Source organism: Streptomyces sp. NPDC002306, from assembly GCF_053593435.1.
This window is the reverse complement of the sequence record NZ_JBSFCK010000019.1, coordinates 84,499-101,015: the sequence shown is the minus strand read 5'-3', so window position 1 is coordinate 101,015 and position 16,517 is coordinate 84,499. Positions and strand designations below refer to the sequence as shown.

Below are 16,517 nucleotides of genomic sequence, written 5' to 3'. Positions count from 1 at the left end.
TGGAATTGCTCCCGGAGTTCGTGGTTCACGCCATGAGCACCCGGTCGAGCTACGCCCCGTGCGCCTGCGCCGGGGCGTTTCGTTTTGCCCAGCCCCTTCTGAGCGGTCCTCATCACCCGGAAGGAGGCCGACGCTCTATGGCAAGGCCCGACAAGGCTGCCGCGGTAGCCGAGCTCGCGGACCAGTTCCGCAGCTCGAACGCCGCCGTGCTGACCGAGTACCGGGGTCTCACCGTGGCGCAGCTCAAGACGCTGCGTCGTTCGCTCGGTGACGACGCCCAGTACGCCGTGGTGAAGAACACGCTGACCAAGATTGCGGCCAACGAGGCCGGGATCGACACGCTTGACGACCTGTTCAACGGTCCGACGGCGGTCGCCTTCATCACCGGTGACCCGGTGACGTCGGCGAAGGGTCTTCGTGACTTCGCCAAGGACAACCCGAACCTCGTCATCAAGGGCGGTGTCCTTGACGGCAAGGCGTTGTCCGCCGACGAGATCAAGAAGCTCGCGGACCTCGAGTCCCGCGAGGTTCTGCTCGCCAAGCTGGCGGGTGCCTTCAAGGGCAAGCAGACCCAGACTGCGCAGCTCTTCCAGGCGCTTCCCTCGAAGCTCGTCCGCACCGTGGACGCGCTCCGTGCCAAGCAGGCCGAGCAGGGCGGTGCCGAGTAATTCGGCTCGCGCATTGACCGCCGCCTGAGGCGACGGTCGTAGCGGGCCGAACGTACGCCCGCCTCACCAGTACATACCGGCACCAGCCGAATTAGTGGAAGGATCGCCCATCATGGCGAAGCTCAGCCAGGACGACCTGCTCGCGCAGTTCGAGGAGATGACCCTCATCGAGCTCTCCGAGTTCGTGAAGGCCTTCGAGGAGAAGTTCGACGTCACCGCCGCCGCGGCCGTCGCCGCTGCCCCGGCCGGCCCCGCCGCCGCCGTCGAGGCCGCTGAGGAGCAGGACGAGTTCGACGTCATCCTCACGGGTGCCGGCGAGAAGAAGATCCAGGTCATCAAGGTCGTGCGTGAGCTGACCTCCCTGGGTCTGAAGGAGGCCAAGGACCTCGTGGACGGCGCCCCGAAGGCCGTTCTCGAGAAGGTCGCCAAGGACGCCGCCGAGAAGGCCGCCGAGTCCCTCAAGGGCGCCGGCGCCTCCGTCGAGGTCAAGTAACACCTCCGAGGTCCCGCGGACCTCGCCGCGCGGCGAAGACGGCCTCCTGAGGCTGTAACGCGAGCGCACCGAAGAGCGATCATCCATCCGGGTGGTCGCTCTTCGGCGTTCCGAGGGTCGGCGGCGGCTGCCTTGCACGGGGGACCCCGGAGAGTATGGTGATCTTCATCGTGCCTCCGGACCCCCCTGGTGACAGGCCGCACGTGACGAGCGCGGTACCCGGTTCGGGCAAGGGGGCCTTGACGAACCGCACGCAGCGCGCAATTCTCAGGACGCGTCGTCACAACGATCCGGATCCGAGGCATGGATCGACGACGAAGAGGGCAGTATCAACGTGCATTGAGGACGTGGGCTTGCGCAGGTGTCGAGAACAACGAGGGTCTCGAAAAACCCGCACTGGACATCAGTGTGCCAAGTGGCTACACTGACCCTTTGCGCTGCCTGTTAGCTGCCTCCTGCCCGTCACCAGGGGCATGCCCTCACTTGAGCATCGATGATCGGACCACTCCTGACCTGGCCTTTTAGCCAAATCGGGACAAGCCTGTCGTGATGCGTGAGAGAGGGACCGGTACGCGCGTAGTGAGTCCGAGCCCTCGGAAGGACCCCCTCTTGGCCGCCTCGCGCACTGCCTCGACCGCGAATACGAACAACGCTGCCAGCACCGCCCCGCTGCGCATCTCCTTTGCAAAGATCAAGGAGCCCCTCGAGGTTCCGAACCTTCTTGCGCTGCAAACCGAGAGCTTCGACTGGCTGCTCGGCAACGACGCGTGGAAGGCTCGTGTCGAGGCCGCTCTGGAGTCCGGTCAGGACGTCCCCACCAAGTCCGGTCTGGAGGAGATCTTCGAGGAGATCTCTCCGATCGAGGACTTCTCCGGGTCGATGTCGCTGACCTTCCGCGACCACCGTTTCGAGCCGCCGAAGAACAGCATCGACGAGTGCAAGGACCGCGACTTCACGTACGCGGCCCCGCTCTTCGTCACGGCTGAGTTCACCAACAACGAGACCGGCGAGATCAAGTCCCAGACGGTCTTCATGGGCGACTTCCCGCTCATGACGAACAAGGGCACCTTCGTCATCAACGGCACCGAGCGTGTCGTGGTGTCGCAGCTGGTCCGTTCGCCGGGTGTCTACTTCGACTCCTCCATCGACAAGACGTCCGACAAGGACATCTTCTCCGCCAAGATCATCCCGTCCCGGGGTGCCTGGCTGGAGATGGAGATCGACAAGCGCGACATGGTCGGTGTGCGCATCGACCGCAAGCGCAAGCAGTCCGTCACCGTCCTCCTGAAGGCTCTCGGCTGGACCACCGAGCAGATCCTCGAGGAGTTCGGCGAGTACGAGTCGATGCGGGCCACCCTGGAGAAGGACCACACCCAGGGCCAGGACGACGCGCTGCTCGACATCTACCGCAAGCTGCGTCCGGGCGAGCCGCCGACCCGTGAGGCCGCGCAGACGCTGCTCGAGAACCTCTACTTCAACCCGAAGCGTTACGACCTGGCCAAGGTCGGCCGCTACAAGGTCAACAAGAAGCTGGGTGCGGAGGCTCCGCTCGACGCGGGCGTCCTGACCGTCGAGGACGTCATCTCGACGATCAAGTACCTGGTCAAGCTGCACGCGGGCGAGACCGAGACGGTCGCCGACAGCGGCCAGTCGATCGTCGTCGAGACCGACGACATCGACCACTTCGGCAACCGTCGTCTGCGCAGCGTCGGCGAGCTCATCCAGAACCAGGTCCGCACGGGTCTGGCGCGTATGGAGCGCGTCGTGCGTGAGCGCATGACGACCCAGGACGTCGAGGCGATCACGCCGCAGACCCTGATCAACATCCGGCCGGTCGTCGCCTCCATCAAGGAGTTCTTCGGCACCAGCCAGCTGTCGCAGTTCATGGACCAGAACAACCCGCTGTCGGGTCTCACCCACAAGCGCCGTCTGTCGGCGCTCGGCCCGGGTGGTCTGTCCCGTGAGCGGGCCGGCTTCGAGGTCCGTGACGTGCACCCCTCGCACTACGGCCGCATGTGCCCGATCGAGACCCCTGAAGGCCCGAACATCGGTCTGATCGGTTCGCTCGCGTCCTACGGCCGGGTCAACGCGTTCGGTTTCGTCGAGACGCCGTACCGCAAGGTCGTCGACGGCCAGGTCACCGACGAGGTGGACTACCTGACGGCCGACGAAGAGGACCGATTCGTCATCGCCCAGGCCAACGCCGGCCTGAACGACGACATGCGTTTCTCCGAGAACCGCGTCCTGGTCCGCCGCCGTGGCGGCGAGGTCGACTACGTCGCCGGTGACGACGTGGACTACATGGACGTCTCGCCGCGCCAGATGGTGTCGGTCGCGACCGCCATGATCCCGTTCCTCGAGCACGACGACGCCAACCGTGCCCTCATGGGCGCGAACATGATGCGCCAGGCCGTGCCGCTCATCAAGTCCGAGTCCCCGCTCGTCGGCACCGGCATGGAGTACCGCTCCGCCGTCGACGCCGGCGACGTGGTCAAGGCCGAGAAGGCGGGTGTGGTCCAGGAGGTCTCCGCGGACTACATCACCACCACCAACGACGACGGCACGTACATCACGTACCGCCTGGCCAAGTTCGCCCGCTCCAACCAGGGCACCTCGGTCAACCAGAAGGTCATCGTCAACGAGGGCGACCGGATCATCGAGGGCCAGGTCCTGGCCGACGGTCCGGCCACCGAGAACGGCGAGATGGCGCTGGGCAAGAACCTGCTCGTGGCGTTCATGCCGTGGGAGGGTCACAACTACGAGGACGCGATCATCCTGTCGCAGCGCCTCGTGCAGGACGACGTCCTCTCCTCGATCCACATCGAGGAGCACGAGGTCGACGCCCGTGACACCAAGCTCGGCCCCGAGGAGATCACCCGGGACATCCCGAACGTCTCCGAGGAGGTCCTCGCCGACCTCGACGAGCGCGGCATCATCCGTATCGGTGCCGAGGTCGTCGCCGGCGACATCCTCGTCGGCAAGGTCACGCCCAAGGGTGAGACCGAGCTGACGCCGGAGGAGCGCCTGCTGCGCGCGATCTTCGGTGAGAAGGCCCGCGAGGTCCGTGACACCTCCCTGAAGGTCCCGCACGGCGAGATCGGCAAGGTCATCGGCGTCCGCGTCTTCGACCGCGAGGAGGGCGACGAGCTTCCCCCCGGTGTGAACCAGCTGGTGCGCGTGTACGTGGCGCAGAAGCGCAAGATCACCGACGGTGACAAGCTCGCCGGCCGTCACGGCAACAAGGGCGTCATCTCGAAGATCCTGCCGATCGAGGACATGCCGTTCCTGGAGGACGGCACCCCGGTCGACATCATCCTCAACCCGCTCGGTGTCCCGTCCCGAATGAACCCGGGACAGGTCCTGGAGATCCACCTCGGCTGGCTCGCCAGCCGCGGCTGGGACGTCTCCGGCCTCGCCGACGAGTGGGCGCAGCGTCTTCAGGTCATCGGTGCCGACCAGGTCGCCCCGGGCACCAACGTCGCCACCCCCGTCTTCGACGGTGCGCGTGAGGACGAGCTCGCCGGTCTGCTCGAGCACACGATCCCGAACCGCGACGGCGAGCGCATGGTGCTTCCGACCGGTAAGGCGCCGCTGTTCGACGGCCGCTCCGGTGAGCCGTTCCCCGAGCCGATCTCGGTCGGCTACATGTACATCCTGAAGCTCCACCACCTGGTCGACGACAAGCTGCACGCTCGGTCGACCGGTCCGTACTCGATGATCACCCAGCAGCCGCTGGGTGGTAAGGCCCAGTTCGGTGGCCAGCGCTTCGGAGAGATGGAGGTGTGGGCGCTGGAGGCTTATGGCGCCGCGTACGCCCTCCAGGAGCTGCTGACCATCAAGTCCGACGACGTCACCGGCCGCGTGAAGGTCTACGAGGCCATCGTCAAGGGCGAGAACATCCCCGAGCCCGGCATCCCCGAGTCCTTCAAGGTGCTCATCAAGGAGATGCAGTCCCTGTGCCTCAACGTGGAGGTGCTGTCCTCGGACGGCATGTCCATCGAGATGCGCGACACCGACGAGGACGTCTTCCGCGCAGCGGAGGAGCTTGGCATCGACCTGTCCCGGCGTGAGCCGAGCAGCGTCGAAGAGGTCTGACGGGAGTCCGGCCGGGCTCAGCATGAGCCCGGCCGGCCCCAGGACCCCCGTATCAGACCCCATGACTTACAACCCTGAGAGGGATTGACGCATAGTGCTCGACGTCAACTTCTTCGACGAGCTCCGGATCGGTCTGGCCACCGCTGACGACATCCGTCAGTGGAGCCACGGCGAGGTCAAGAAGCCCGAGACGATCAACTACCGCACGCTCAAGCCCGAGAAGGACGGACTCTTCTGCGAGAAGATCTTCGGTCCGACCCGGGACTGGGAGTGCTACTGCGGCAAGTACAAGCGCGTCCGCTTCAAGGGCATCATCTGTGAGCGCTGCGGCGTCGAGGTCACTCGCGCCAAGGTGCGTCGTGAGCGGATGGGCCACATCGAGCTGGCCGCGCCCGTCACGCACATCTGGTACTTCAAGGGTGTTCCGTCGCGCCTGGGCTACCTGCTCGACCTGGCGCCGAAGGACCTCGAGAAGGTCATCTACTTCGCCGCGTACATGATCACGTTCGTGGACGAGGAGCGTCGTACCCGCGACCTGCCCTCGCTGGAGGCGCATGTCTCCGTCGAGCGTCAGCAGGTCGAGAACCGTCGCGACGCGGACCTCGAGGCCCGCGCCAAGAAGCTCGAGACCGACCTGGCCGAGCTCGAGGCCGAGGGTGCCAAGGCCGACGTGCGCCGCAAGGTGCGCGAGGGTGCCGAGCGTGAGATGAAGCAGCTGCGCGACCGTTCGCAGCGCGAGATCGACCGTCTCGACGAGGTGTGGACCCGGTTCAAGAACCTCAAGGTCCAGGACCTCGAGGGCGACGAGCTGCTCTACCGCGAGCTGCGCGACCGCTTCGGCACGTACTTCGACGGTTCGATGGGTGCCGCGGCGCTGCAGAAGCGCCTGGAGTCCTTCGACCTCGACGAGGAGGCCGAGAAGCTCCGCGAGATCATCCGCACCGGCAAGGGCCAGAAGAAGACCCGTGCGCTGAAGCGGCTGAAGGTCGTGTCTGCCTTCCTGCAGACCTCCAACAGCCCCAAGGGCATGGTCCTCGACTGCGTCCCGGTCATCCCGCCGGACCTCCGCCCGATGGTGCAGCTGGACGGTGGCCGCTTCGCGACCTCCGACCTGAACGACCTGTACCGCCGCGTGATCAACCGCAACAACCGTCTGAAGCGGCTTCTCGACCTCGGCGCGCCCGAGATCATCGTGAACAACGAGAAGCGCATGCTCCAGGAGGCCGTCGACGCCCTGTTCGACAACGGTCGTCGTGGTCGCCCGGTCACCGGTCCCGGTAACCGCCCGCTGAAGTCCCTCAGCGACATGCTGAAGGGCAAGCAGGGTCGTTTCCGTCAGAACCTGCTCGGCAAGCGTGTGGACTACTCCGCGCGTTCCGTGATCGTCGTCGGTCCGCAGCTGAAGCTGCACCAGTGCGGTCTGCCGAAGGCGATGGCGCTGGAGCTCTTCAAGCCGTTCGTGATGAAGCGCCTGGTCGACCTGAACCACGCGCAGAACATCAAGAGCGCCAAGCGCATGGTGGAGCGCGGCCGCACGGTCGTGTACGACGTCCTCGAAGAGGTCATCGCCGAGCACCCGGTTCTGCTGAACCGTGCGCCCACCCTGCACCGTCTGGGCATCCAGGCCTTCGAGCCGCAGCTGGTCGAGGGCAAGGCCATCCAGATCCACCCGCTCGTCTGCACCGCGTTCAACGCGGACTTCGACGGTGACCAGATGGCCGTGCACCTGCCGCTGTCCGCGGAGGCGCAGGCCGAGGCCCGCATCCTGATGCTGTCCTCGAACAACATCCTCAAGCCCGCCGACGGCCGTCCGGTGACGATGCCGACCCAGGACATGGTCCTCGGTCTGTTCTTCCTGACGACCGACGGCGAGCTGCGCGACACCAAGGGCGAGGGCCGGTCCTTCGGCTCCACGGCCGAGGCGATCATGGCGTTCGACGCCGGTGAGCTCGCGCTCCAGTCGCCGGTCGACATCCGCTTCCCGGTGGGCACCATCCCGCCGCGGGGCTGGACGCCGCCGGTCGTCGAGGAGGGCGAGCCGGAGTACCAGACCGGTGACACCTTCCGGCTGCGCACCACCCTGGGCCGCGCGCTCTTCAACGAGCTGCTGCCCGAGGACTACCCGTTCGTCGACTACTCGGTGGGCAAGAAGCAGCTCTCCGAGATCGTCAACGACCTGGCCGAGCGCTACCCCAAGGTCATCGTGGCGGCGACGCTCGACAACCTGAAGGCGGCCGGCTTCTTCTGGGCGACCCGTTCCGGCGTCACCGTGGCCATCTCCGACGTCGTCGTTCCCGAGGCGAAGAAGGAGATCGTCAAGGGCTACGAGGCGCAGGACGAGAAGGTCCAGAAGCAGTACGAGCGCGGTCTGATCACCAAGGAAGAGCGCACGCAGGAGCTCATCGCGATCTGGACCAAGGCGACCAACGAGGTCGCCGAGGCGATGAACGCGAACTTCCCCAAGACGAACCCCATCTTCATGATGGTTGACTCGGGTGCCCGAGGAAACATGATGCAGATGCGGCAGATCGCCGGTATGCGTGGTCTGGTGTCGAACGCGAAGAACGAGACCATCCCGCGTCCGATCAAGGCGTCCTTCCGTGAGGGCCTGTCCGTGCTGGAGTACTTCATCTCCACGCACGGTGCCCGTAAGGGTCTGGCGGACACCGCCCTGCGTACCGCCGACTCGGGTTACCTGACCCGTCGTCTGGTGGACGTCTCGCAGGACGTGATCATCCGCGAGGAGGACTGCGGCACCGAGCGCGGCCTCAAGCTGGCCATCGCCGAGCGCGGCGCCGACGGCGTCCTGCGCAAGGCGGACAACGCCGAGACCAGCGTGTACGCGCGCTGCCTCGCCGAGGACATCGTCGTCGACGGCAAGGTGCTCGCCCCGGCGGGCGTCGACCTCGGTGACGTCCTCATCGACCAGCTGGTCGCCGCGGGCGTCGAGGAGGTCAAGACCCGCTCGGTCCTGACCTGCGAGTCCGCCGTCGGTACCTGCGCGATGTGCTACGGCCGTTCGCTGGCCACCGGCAAGCTGGTCGACATCGGTGAGGCGGTCGGCATCATCGCCGCCCAGTCCATCGGTGAGCCCGGTACCCAGCTGACGATGCGTACCTTCCACACCGGTGGTGTGGCCGGTGACGACATCACCCAGGGTCTGCCGCGTGTCGTCGAGCTCTTCGAGGCCCGTACCCCGAAGGGTGTCGCCCCGATCTCCGAGGCCTCCGGCCGCGTGCGGATCGAGGAGACCGAGAAGACCAAGAAGATCGTCATCACGCCGGACGACGGCAGCGACGAGACGGCGTTCCCGATCTCGAAGCGCGCCCGACTCCTGGTCAGCGAGGGCGAGCACGTCGAGGTGGGCCAGAAGCTCACCGTGGGTGCCACCAACCCGCACGACGTGCTGCGCATCCTGGGCCAGCGTGCCGTCCAGGTCCACCTGGTCGGCGAGGTCCAGAAGGTCTACAACTCGCAGGGTGTGTCGATCCACGACAAGCACATCGAGATCATCATCCGGCAGATGCTGCGCCGTGTGACGATCATCGAGTCGGGCGACGCCGAGCTGCTGCCCGGCGAGCTGGTCGAGCGCTCGAAGTTCGAGACCGAGAACCGTCGTGTGGTCCAGGAGGGCGGTCACCCGGCCTCCGGTCGTCCGCAGCTGATGGGTATCACCAAGGCCTCGCTGGCGACGGAATCCTGGCTGTCGGCCGCCTCCTTCCAGGAGACGACCCGAGTGCTGACGGACGCGGCGATCAACGCCAAGTCCGACAGCCTCATCGGCCTCAAGGAGAACGTCATCATCGGTAAGCTCATCCCGGCCGGTACGGGTCTGTCCCGCTACCGCAACATCCGGGTCGAGCCGACCGAGGAGGCCAAGGCCGCGATGTACTCGGCCGTCGGCTACGACGACATCGACTACTCGCCGTTCGGCACGGGCTCCGGCCAGGCCGTTCCGCTGGAGGACTACGACTACGGTCCGTACAACCAGTAAGGCGCGGTAGTGCCGATGCACCGCTGAAGCACTGAAGGGCGGTCACCCCGTGGGGTGGCCGCCCTTCGGCGTTCCCGCGGCTGCCGGTACGCGGCTGTCGAAGCGGGGAGTTCTCAGTACGGCCGCTGCGGCTGGAGGTAGGCCTGGAGGTGGTGCAGCCGGGTGTGGTAGTCGGGGTGGGAGGAGAGCAGCTTGCTCAGCGCGCTCTCCTGGACGGGCACACCGCCGTTCCGCGCGGTGAGCGCGGCCTGCGCCTGCTGCTCCTCGTGGTGCAGCTTGCCGAGCACGGCGGCCAGCATCGGGGCGAAGCCGAGGGCGGCGGCGTGCTCGTCGGCGCGCAGCTCGGCGCGGCGGCCGACGGCGGCGAGGGCGTACGGCACGCCCAGGATCAGCAGGGGCAGCCCGTAGAGCGTGCTGATGGTGGCCATGGCGATCCCGCCGATGAACAGGACGACGAAGACGACACCGAAGCAGCCGAAGGCGCGCGACACATGGAAGGCGACGGTGGAGAGCACCCTGAGGATCCGCCAGGCGACGCGTCCGGGCAGCGCGTACCAGTAGCCGAGCAGGCCGGACCAGGCGTGGCCGCCGACGTGGTGGCCGAGCTCGTGGGCCATGACGGCGGCGAGCTCGCCGTTGGGGAGCTGGTTCATGGCGAAGCGGGTGACACCGACGATGTGGCCGGCCGCGGCGACCGCGTTGAGGCCGTCGCTGTCCTCCACCCAGAGCTCGTAGGTGCGGCCCTCGACGCCGGCGCGGGCCGTGACCTCCCGCCAGACCGGTTCGATTTTGGCTCGTTCTTGCGGAGTGGGGTAGCGCAGGTGGAGCAAACGGCGCGCCAGGGCGCTTTCGGTGGGGCGGTGGAACACGAGTGCGCCGCTGGCGAGCCAGAGCAGGATCACCACGAACGCGAGATCGCCGAAGAAGGCGGAGACCAGGCCGACGACGCAGAGACTGCAGAGGAAGTTCGGCAGGTAGAGGAGCAGGTTGCCGATCGCGGTGGCGTCCGTACGGCGCTGGTGGTCGGAGATGTGGACGCGGCGGGCGTCGGTGTTGATGTGATGGGGATGGGCGGGGTCGGCCGAGGGCGGCGCGGCGGCGGCCGGTGACACGGGCTGCGCGGGGTGAGCCGGGGGAGCCCCCGGCGGGGCGTAGGGGTACTGCGGCGGGACCGGCGCCGAGGCCTGCGGATACGTGGGCGCGGCCTGCGGGTACGCGATCGGCTGCTGCGGATACGCGGGCTGTTGCTGGTACTGCTGCGGGTACTGCGGGGGCACGTGCGGCGGAGTCGCCTGCGTCGGGTACTGCGGGGGTACGTGCGGTGGGGCCGCCTGAGTCGGGTGCTGCGGGTACCGCGGAGGTACGTGCGGCTGGGCCGCCTGCGTGGGGTACTCCGGGTACTCCGGTGGTGGCTGGGTCATCGTGCTTCCTTCAGATGAGGCTCAGAGGCTCGGGCGGTGGGGACGGCTGGGGCCGGGCGGTCAGCCGAGCAGCAGCGAGGCGGGCAGCAGGACCGTGCCGGCGCAGAAGGCGATGAGCCCGGTACGGATCCACTGGTGCTTGCGGGCGGCGATCCGGCTCAGGTCGGCGAGGGCGCTGGTCAGACCGGCCGTGGGGTCACGCCGGGTGTCGCCGAGCGCGGTCTCCAACTGGCCCAGCCGGACGGCCTGGTGGATATCGGCGAAGTAGGCCAGGGGCCGGCCGGGCACCCAGGTGCCGGCGCCGTAGCGGGGCAGTACGGCCAGCAGGAGGGACAGCAGGGAGAGCCCCAGGGCTCCGGTCCCGGTCCACCACAGCGTCGTGCCCGTGGCGGACAGCGCGGCGGGGGTCCAGTCCCGCCCGGCGAGCAGACCGCTCGACACGCCCGCGGTCATGCCGAGCGCGGCGACCAGGACGGACGCCTTGCTGTCGGCGCGGGCGACCTCGCCGCGCAGCTCGGCGAGCAGCCGCTCACAGAGGGGGACGAGGTCGACCGCCGGGCCGCTGCCGCTGTCGCCGCCGTTGTCCGGGCCGGGTGCCGGTGCGGGCGCGGGCAGGGGCGCGGGGTCGAGTGTGGTCATGTGCCGCTGTCCTTCGTCCGGTCGGTCGCGCTCCTGTCCGTGGGGCCGTCCTGGGCGTCCGGGGAAGCGGGCGCGTCCGGCACGGCGTGGGCCGGCAGGGTCGGGGTCCTGCCGTAGCCGGGCGGGGGCTGCCAGCCGTCGGGCGCGGCCGTGGGCGGTCCGGCCGGCGCCGAGGCGTACGGACCCGGGGTGCCTGCCGGGGGCGGCGGCGCGTACGCCGGGGGCGGTGGAGCGTAGGGCGCGGGCGCCGGTGCTCCGGGGAAGCCGGCGGCCGGGGTGCCGGTGGGCGGGGGCGGGGGGAACGGCGTGACGCCTGGCGGGGCCGTCGGCATCGTCGGCGCGGGGGCCGCACCGGGGGAACCGGGCGGAACGGGTGCGCCGGGACCGCCGTACGGGCCGGGCGCGGCCGCCACCGGGCCCGCGTACGGCCCGGTCGCTCCCGGCTGCCCAGGCCCGTAGGGCGGTCCGGGTACGTACGGTCCCGGCGGTGGCGGGTAGGCACCCGGGGGCTGTGGGGCCGGGGCCGGGGCGCCGGCGCCGCTGCCGCCCGAGGGCCCCGGCTGCCCCGCCGCGTACGGGTGTCCGGACACCTGAGGCTGCCCGGCCGCGTACGGTCCGGCCGGTGTCGTGTATCCGGCCGGGGGCCGCGCGGGACCGCCGAGGCCGTCGTCGTCCGTGTCGCCGGGCCACCCCACCGGGCCCTGGTCCGGCGCGCCGCCGCCCTGCGTGATCGCGGCCCCCGGGTACGCGGGCCCGCCGCCTTGCGGCAGCTGCGGCGGGTTCTGCGGGACGCCCGGCAGGCGCTGGGTGAGGATGTCGTTGACCGTGCGCAGGGCCAGCTGCTTGGGGCCCTCCAACTCCCAGTTCTCGGCGCCGTCGCCGCTCAGGAGCTGCTTCACCAGTTCCATCTGGGACTGGATCATGCGGAGTTGGTCCTCGCGCATGCTGGTCATCACCAGCGCCGAGTCCTCCGGGTGCTGGGCCAGGTGCAGGGCCCAGGAGTGCACACCGCCCTGCTGGAGGTGGTACTGGTAGAAATCGATCTTCTGCGCCTCCAACTGCTGGAGTTCCAGCTGCTGGTGACCGGCCAGCAGTGCCTGCGCGTGCTGCCAGCGCTGCTGTTGCAGGAGCAGTTCCTGCTGCTGGTCGCCGTACTGGAGGGCCCGTTCGATCTGCAACGCGTCGCCCTGCCGGCCCCTGCGGTCGACCTCGACATCGATCTCCATGCCCCGCCGCGCCGCGCGGACCTGTTCGGCGGCGGAGTGGTCGATGGCCTGTTTGCGCAGCTCGTGCTCGATGTTGGCCTGGTCGCGCCGCAGCCGGAGGGTCCAGGTGACCTGGAGTCCGGCCGGCGCCCCGAGCGGCCCCAGCAGGTTCATCCGCTCCAGCAGCTCCACCTCGGTGGCGGCGCTGTCGGCGATGCCGAACCGGCGCGTGATCGGGCGGGCCGCCTGCTGGAGCTCGTTCAGGAGCAGGCCGGGCACGTCCCGGTGGCCGCTCGCGACGAACCGGACCGGGTCGAGGACCTGCCAGGAGAGGTCCACCACGGCCGTGAACTCGAACGCGTCGTTGTCGCTGGGCAGGGTGAGATCGGAGGTGTACGGGTGGACGCCCATGTCCACCTCGTACACGGCCGTGTAGTGGTTCGCCGCGATGTCGCCGCGGGTCGGCCGCCGCGGCGGGAGGTACGCCTCGTAGCCGCCCTTGGCGGTGGCGAAGACCAGGGCGTGGTCGATGCGGACGTACGACTTCAGGCTGAACTCGAAGCGCGACAGCTGCCGTACGGTGAGGACCGGATCGACGATCTGGGTGTGCCGGTCGGCCTGCTGCTGCCACTCGGGCTGGCGGAAGGTGGGCATGGGGCGTGTCTCCTCGGACGTACCACCCGGCGTGCGCGGGGCGTTGTGACGTGGGTCAGCGGTTCGGAAGCGTGGTCAGCAGGCGGGCCGCCACCTGGGGCGGGGGGTTTCCGTCCTCGCCGGACATGGTGCGCAGCAGGTGGCTCAGCCGCTGATGCTCGGCGGGCGTGGTGACCAGGGCCGGGAGCAGGGCGGCCAGCGCCCACTCGGTGACCGTGGAGCGTTGGGCGACGAGGACCCACTCGCGCAGCACCTCCAGCGCGGGGCGGGTGGCGCGCGGGTCGGCCAGCGCGGCCCGCCAGAGGGAGGGGATGCCCTGGGCCGCGGCACCGCCCTCGGCCACCGCCCGCGCGTACCAGGCGAGGACCAGCGGGGTGCCGTAGCGCTCGTCGCCCTCCCTGCGCAGCGCGGCGCTGACGAAACCGGCGAGCGTGAGGTCGTGCACGGCGCGGTCGTCGTCGAGGTGCCGGCGCAGCTCGGCGAGCACCTGTTCGCTGGCGGGGGAGAGCAGCAGCAGCTCCACGGCCTCGGCGAGTTCGCCGGCCACCCCGTCCAGGTCGTCCCGGTCGTCGAGGTCGTCGTAAAGCCGCCGTACGGCCTTGCGTAACGCGGCGAGGGCCTGCTCGGGGCGTTCCGGGCCGATCAGGCCGTACGACCGCACGGCCACCCAGCGCAGTCGCGCGTCGTCGCCCTCGCACCAGGCGTCGAGGATGCGCGGGATGTTGGGGGTGTCGATGACGTGGGCGAGGGTCAGCGCGTTGACGGCGACCAGCCGCTGCCGGAACCGCTTGGAGATCGCCCACGGCTCGATGACCAGCGCCATCGCCGAGGGCAGGTCGGTGCGCGCCAGGACCGCGACCGTGGACGCGGCGCGGGTGCGGACCAGGGGGCGGCCGTCGTCGGCGAGGTGGCGCAGCCAGCTGATGAGGGCGGGCCGGGCCGACGGATGGCCCGTCCACAGCTCGCGCAACAGCACCAGCGAGGCCCGCTCGTCGCGGAACGCGGCCTTGTGCTGGGTCACCGGGCCCCACTCGGTGTGCTCGTCCTCCTCGTACCTCCGTGCGCGGGCGAGCTGGAGGCGCTTGCCGACGTGGGTGCCGAAGACGGGGACCTCGGCGACGCGCGCCGGGTTCTCGGTCTGCTGGAGGAAGCGGTAGAGCAGGTCGCTGAGTTCGGCGGTGAGGGCGTACGGGCCGCCGTCGAAGGCGGCCAGGGCGACGAGGAACGCCTTGTCGCGCAGGTGGATCGCGCTCTCGTCCTCCTCGAACCACTCCCGCACCTGGTCCTCCAGGGAGACCAGCGAGAACTGGGCGACGGCGTCCTCGGTGACCTGGCCCGCCGCGTACGCGCCCAGCAGCCGGGCGAACCTGGCGACCTCGCGCAGCTGGTGGCCGCGGTCCAGGAACTCCGTCACGTCCGGCAGGCCGAGCAGCTTGGCGGCGGTCTCCTCGTCGGCGAGGGTGCGCAGGTGCGCGGCGAGGACGTCGGCCGTGACGGGCGCCCGCCACTCCACGACCGGCACGTCCTCCAGTACGGCGGTGGGGCCGACGGTGACGACCAGGTAGGCGTTCCGCTCGGCCAGCCGGTCCTTCGCCGCGAGCAGGTGCGGTTCGCGCAGGGGGCGGTCGCGGCGGGTGGCGAGGTCGCACAGGACATAGCCGCGGGCCTGGTCCTCGGCGGCGAACTGGTCGGCGAGGGACCCCGGGCTGGTGTCGCGCACCAGGGTGCGGACGGGGGCGGCGTCCAGGCGGCGCAGCAGCATCAGGGCGGCCGTCCGGCGGCCGGTGAACCGGGCGCCGGACAGGACCAGGACCCGGTCGCGGCGCAGCCGGTCGAGCAGGCCGGCCATCACCTCCTCGTCCGCGACGAAGGTGCCGGCCAGCCGGTCCAGGGTGATCCGCGGTACCTCGCCGGAGGCGGAGGCGGGCGCGGAGATCCCGGGTATCGCGTAGTGGATCTCCGTCTTGCTGCCCATGATGACGTCGCCGGTGACCCGGCCGCCGCTGACGCCGTGCTGGTCGGCGCCGACCAGGCTGCCGCCGAAGCGGGAGCGGTCGCCGACCCTCATGGTGCGGGGGCTGTGGTCGATCAGGTCGCGCCGGGCCGACCAGGCGGTCTGCGGCTGTTCGCGTTCCTCGCCGGCTTCGCCGGTCCGCCGGGCGTCGTCGTCGGCGGCCGGCTCGGCCTGTTTGGCATCCGACGGTCCGCCGTCGGCACCGCTGCCGCTGCCGCCGGTGGCCGCCGGTCCGGGCCGCTCCGGCTCGGCCGGGGCGCTCATGCGGCGTCTCCCCGTCCGCCGCCGCCGAGGTGCACGTCCCCGGTGACCTGGCCGCCGCTGACGCCGTGCTGGTCACCGGCGACCAGACCGCCGCCGAAGGACGGCGAGCCGCCGTTGAAGTTGAAGACGGCGCCCGGCGCCGGGGCTCCCCGTGTTCCGTCCGGCGCCGGGCGGTCCTCGCGGGTGCCCTGCGAGGGCACCCGCTGCTCCTGCGGGGTGCCTTGGGAGGGCACCCGCTCCTCCGCGGCTCCCTGGGACGGGACCCGTTCCTCGGTGTCGGTGGCGCCTTGGGACGGAATCCGCTCCTCCGTGGTGCTCGGGGAGGGGACCCGCTCCCGCGGGGGGTCCTGGGAGGGGAGGCGCGGCGCCGGGCGGTCCCCCGATCCGCCCGGCGCCTCCCCCGCCCCCGTGCCACCGTGGTCCTGGCTGGCCGCCCCCTCGGGCACCGGTCCGTGCAGCCACGCCTTCAGCGGGCCGTTCTTGCTCGCCACCGTCACCGGGTGGAAGTCGGCGGCCGGGATGCCGGGATGGTCGTGGCGTACGACCCCGGCGTGCAGCGCGTCCGAGACGCACAGGGCGAAGTCGGCGGGGCGCTCGCGCAGGGCGGCCCGCAGTACGTCCGCGTCCAGCAGCCGGCAGGCGTGGTTGAGGTCGGAGCCGACCCAGCCGTCGTGCCGGTCCACGGCGACGAAACCGGTGGCCAGGACACCGCGCAGCCGGATCTGCGCGGACCTCGACGCCATCCGGTTCACGGTCCGCAGCTGGGCCGGGACCTCGGTGAGCAGGGCTCGCAGCAGTGCCGTCACCGGGGCGCCCGCGTCGATCAGCTCCATCACCGAGTCCCCGCGGTCGGCCCGCAGCCGCCGGGTCTCGTCGACGCCCGCGCGCTCCAGCGCGCGGTCGGCGATGTCGTAGAGCATGCGCCGCAGGTAGGCCTGCTCCACGTCGTCCCGGTCGCTGAACCTCTCGATGTCCAGCAACAGGATCGTGCGGCTCACGGGGTCGGTCATGGTCGCCTCTCCAGGGGGTGTGCGCGTGCAGAGCAGCAGCGTGGTGGCGAGGCGGCCTCG

9 protein-coding genes are annotated in these 16,517 nt (G+C 69.9%); 4 read left to right on the top strand and 5 right to left on the bottom strand.

All coding sequences use genetic code 11. The features are described 5' to 3' along the window. The first annotated feature begins 137 nt into the window (after positions 1–137). From rplJ to ACWCQK_RS29070, 4 genes are all read left to right on the top strand, one after another. The gene (gene rplJ, locus ACWCQK_RS29085; RefSeq protein ID WP_451159873.1) at positions 138–668 is read left to right on the top strand and encodes a 50S ribosomal protein L10; all 531 of its coding nucleotides are present in this window, start codon (positions 138–140) and stop codon (positions 666–668) included. A gap of 112 nt (positions 669–780) precedes the next feature. Next, positions 781–1,161 carry a 50S ribosomal protein L7/L12 gene (gene rplL / locus ACWCQK_RS29080; protein WP_451159871.1) on the top strand — a complete coding sequence of 127 codons (381 nt, stop codon included), beginning with the start codon at positions 781–783 and terminating at the stop codon, positions 1,159–1,161. A 609-nt stretch (positions 1,162–1,770) separates the two neighbouring features. Continuing rightward, entirely contained in the window at positions 1,771–5,256 is a 3,486-nt protein-coding gene (rpoB, locus tag ACWCQK_RS29075; RefSeq protein ID WP_385788953.1) for a DNA-directed RNA polymerase subunit beta, read from the top strand. A gap of 94 nt (positions 5,257–5,350) precedes the next feature. Further along, positions 5,351–9,250 (top strand): DNA-directed RNA polymerase subunit beta', encoded by a 3,900-nt coding sequence (locus ACWCQK_RS29070; protein WP_451159869.1) that lies wholly within the window; start codon positions 5,351–5,353, stop codon positions 9,248–9,250. Between the two features lie 113 nt (positions 9,251–9,363). Here the strand turns inward: ACWCQK_RS29070 and ACWCQK_RS29065 are convergent, their stop codons facing one another. The 5 genes from ACWCQK_RS29065 to ACWCQK_RS29045 are packed head-to-tail and all read right to left on the bottom strand — an operon-like array spanning position 9,364 to position 16,457. Further along, positions 9,364–10,671, bottom strand: coding sequence for a M48 family metalloprotease (locus ACWCQK_RS29065; protein WP_451159867.1), 1,308 nt, complete (start codon positions 10,669–10,671; stop codon positions 9,364–9,366). Positions 10,672–10,731: 60 nt separating this feature from the next. Beyond that, positions 10,732–11,310, bottom strand: a complete 579-nt coding sequence (locus tag ACWCQK_RS29060; protein WP_451159865.1) for a Pycsar system effector family protein — start codon at positions 11,308–11,310, stop codon at positions 10,732–10,734. Next, positions 11,307–13,169, bottom strand: coding sequence for a hypothetical protein (locus ACWCQK_RS29055; RefSeq protein WP_451159863.1), 1,863 nt, complete (start codon positions 13,167–13,169; stop codon positions 11,307–11,309). The genes ACWCQK_RS29060 and ACWCQK_RS29055 overlap by 4 nt, the downstream gene beginning before the upstream one ends. 55 nt (positions 13,170–13,224) lie before the next feature. Next, a complete protein-coding gene (locus tag ACWCQK_RS29050; RefSeq protein WP_451159861.1) occupies positions 13,225–15,447 on the bottom strand; it encodes a hypothetical protein in 2,223 nt (740 codons plus the stop codon). Beyond that, on the bottom strand, positions 15,444–16,457 hold the full coding sequence (locus tag ACWCQK_RS29045; RefSeq protein ID WP_451159859.1) for a hypothetical protein: 1,014 nt from the start codon (positions 16,455–16,457) through the stop codon (positions 15,444–15,446). The genes ACWCQK_RS29050 and ACWCQK_RS29045 overlap by 4 nt, the downstream gene beginning before the upstream one ends. Between the last annotated feature and the right edge of the window lie 60 nt (positions 16,458–16,517).

Excerpts from the sequence above, each read along its gene's own strand:
- rplJ (WP_451159873.1), top strand. The coding sequence starts at position 138 with ATGGCAAGGCCCGACAAGGCTGCCGCGGTAGCCGAGCTCGCGGACCAG.
- rplL (WP_451159871.1), top strand. The coding sequence starts at position 781 with ATGGCGAAGCTCAGCCAGGACGACCTGCTCGCGCAGTTCGAGGAGATG.
- ACWCQK_RS29065 (WP_451159867.1), bottom strand. The coding sequence starts at position 10,671 with ATGACCCAGCCACCACCGGAGTACCCGGAGTACCCCACGCAGGCGGCC.
- ACWCQK_RS29060 (WP_451159865.1), bottom strand. The coding sequence starts at position 11,310 with ATGACCACACTCGACCCCGCGCCCCTGCCCGCGCCCGCACCGGCACCC.
- ACWCQK_RS29055 (WP_451159863.1), bottom strand. The coding sequence starts at position 13,169 with ATGCCCACCTTCCGCCAGCCCGAGTGGCAGCAGCAGGCCGACCGGCAC.
- ACWCQK_RS29050 (WP_451159861.1), bottom strand. The coding sequence starts at position 15,447 with ATGAGCGCCCCGGCCGAGCCGGAGCGGCCCGGACCGGCGGCCACCGGC.
- ACWCQK_RS29045 (WP_451159859.1), bottom strand. The coding sequence starts at position 16,457 with ATGACCGACCCCGTGAGCCGCACGATCCTGTTGCTGGACATCGAGAGG.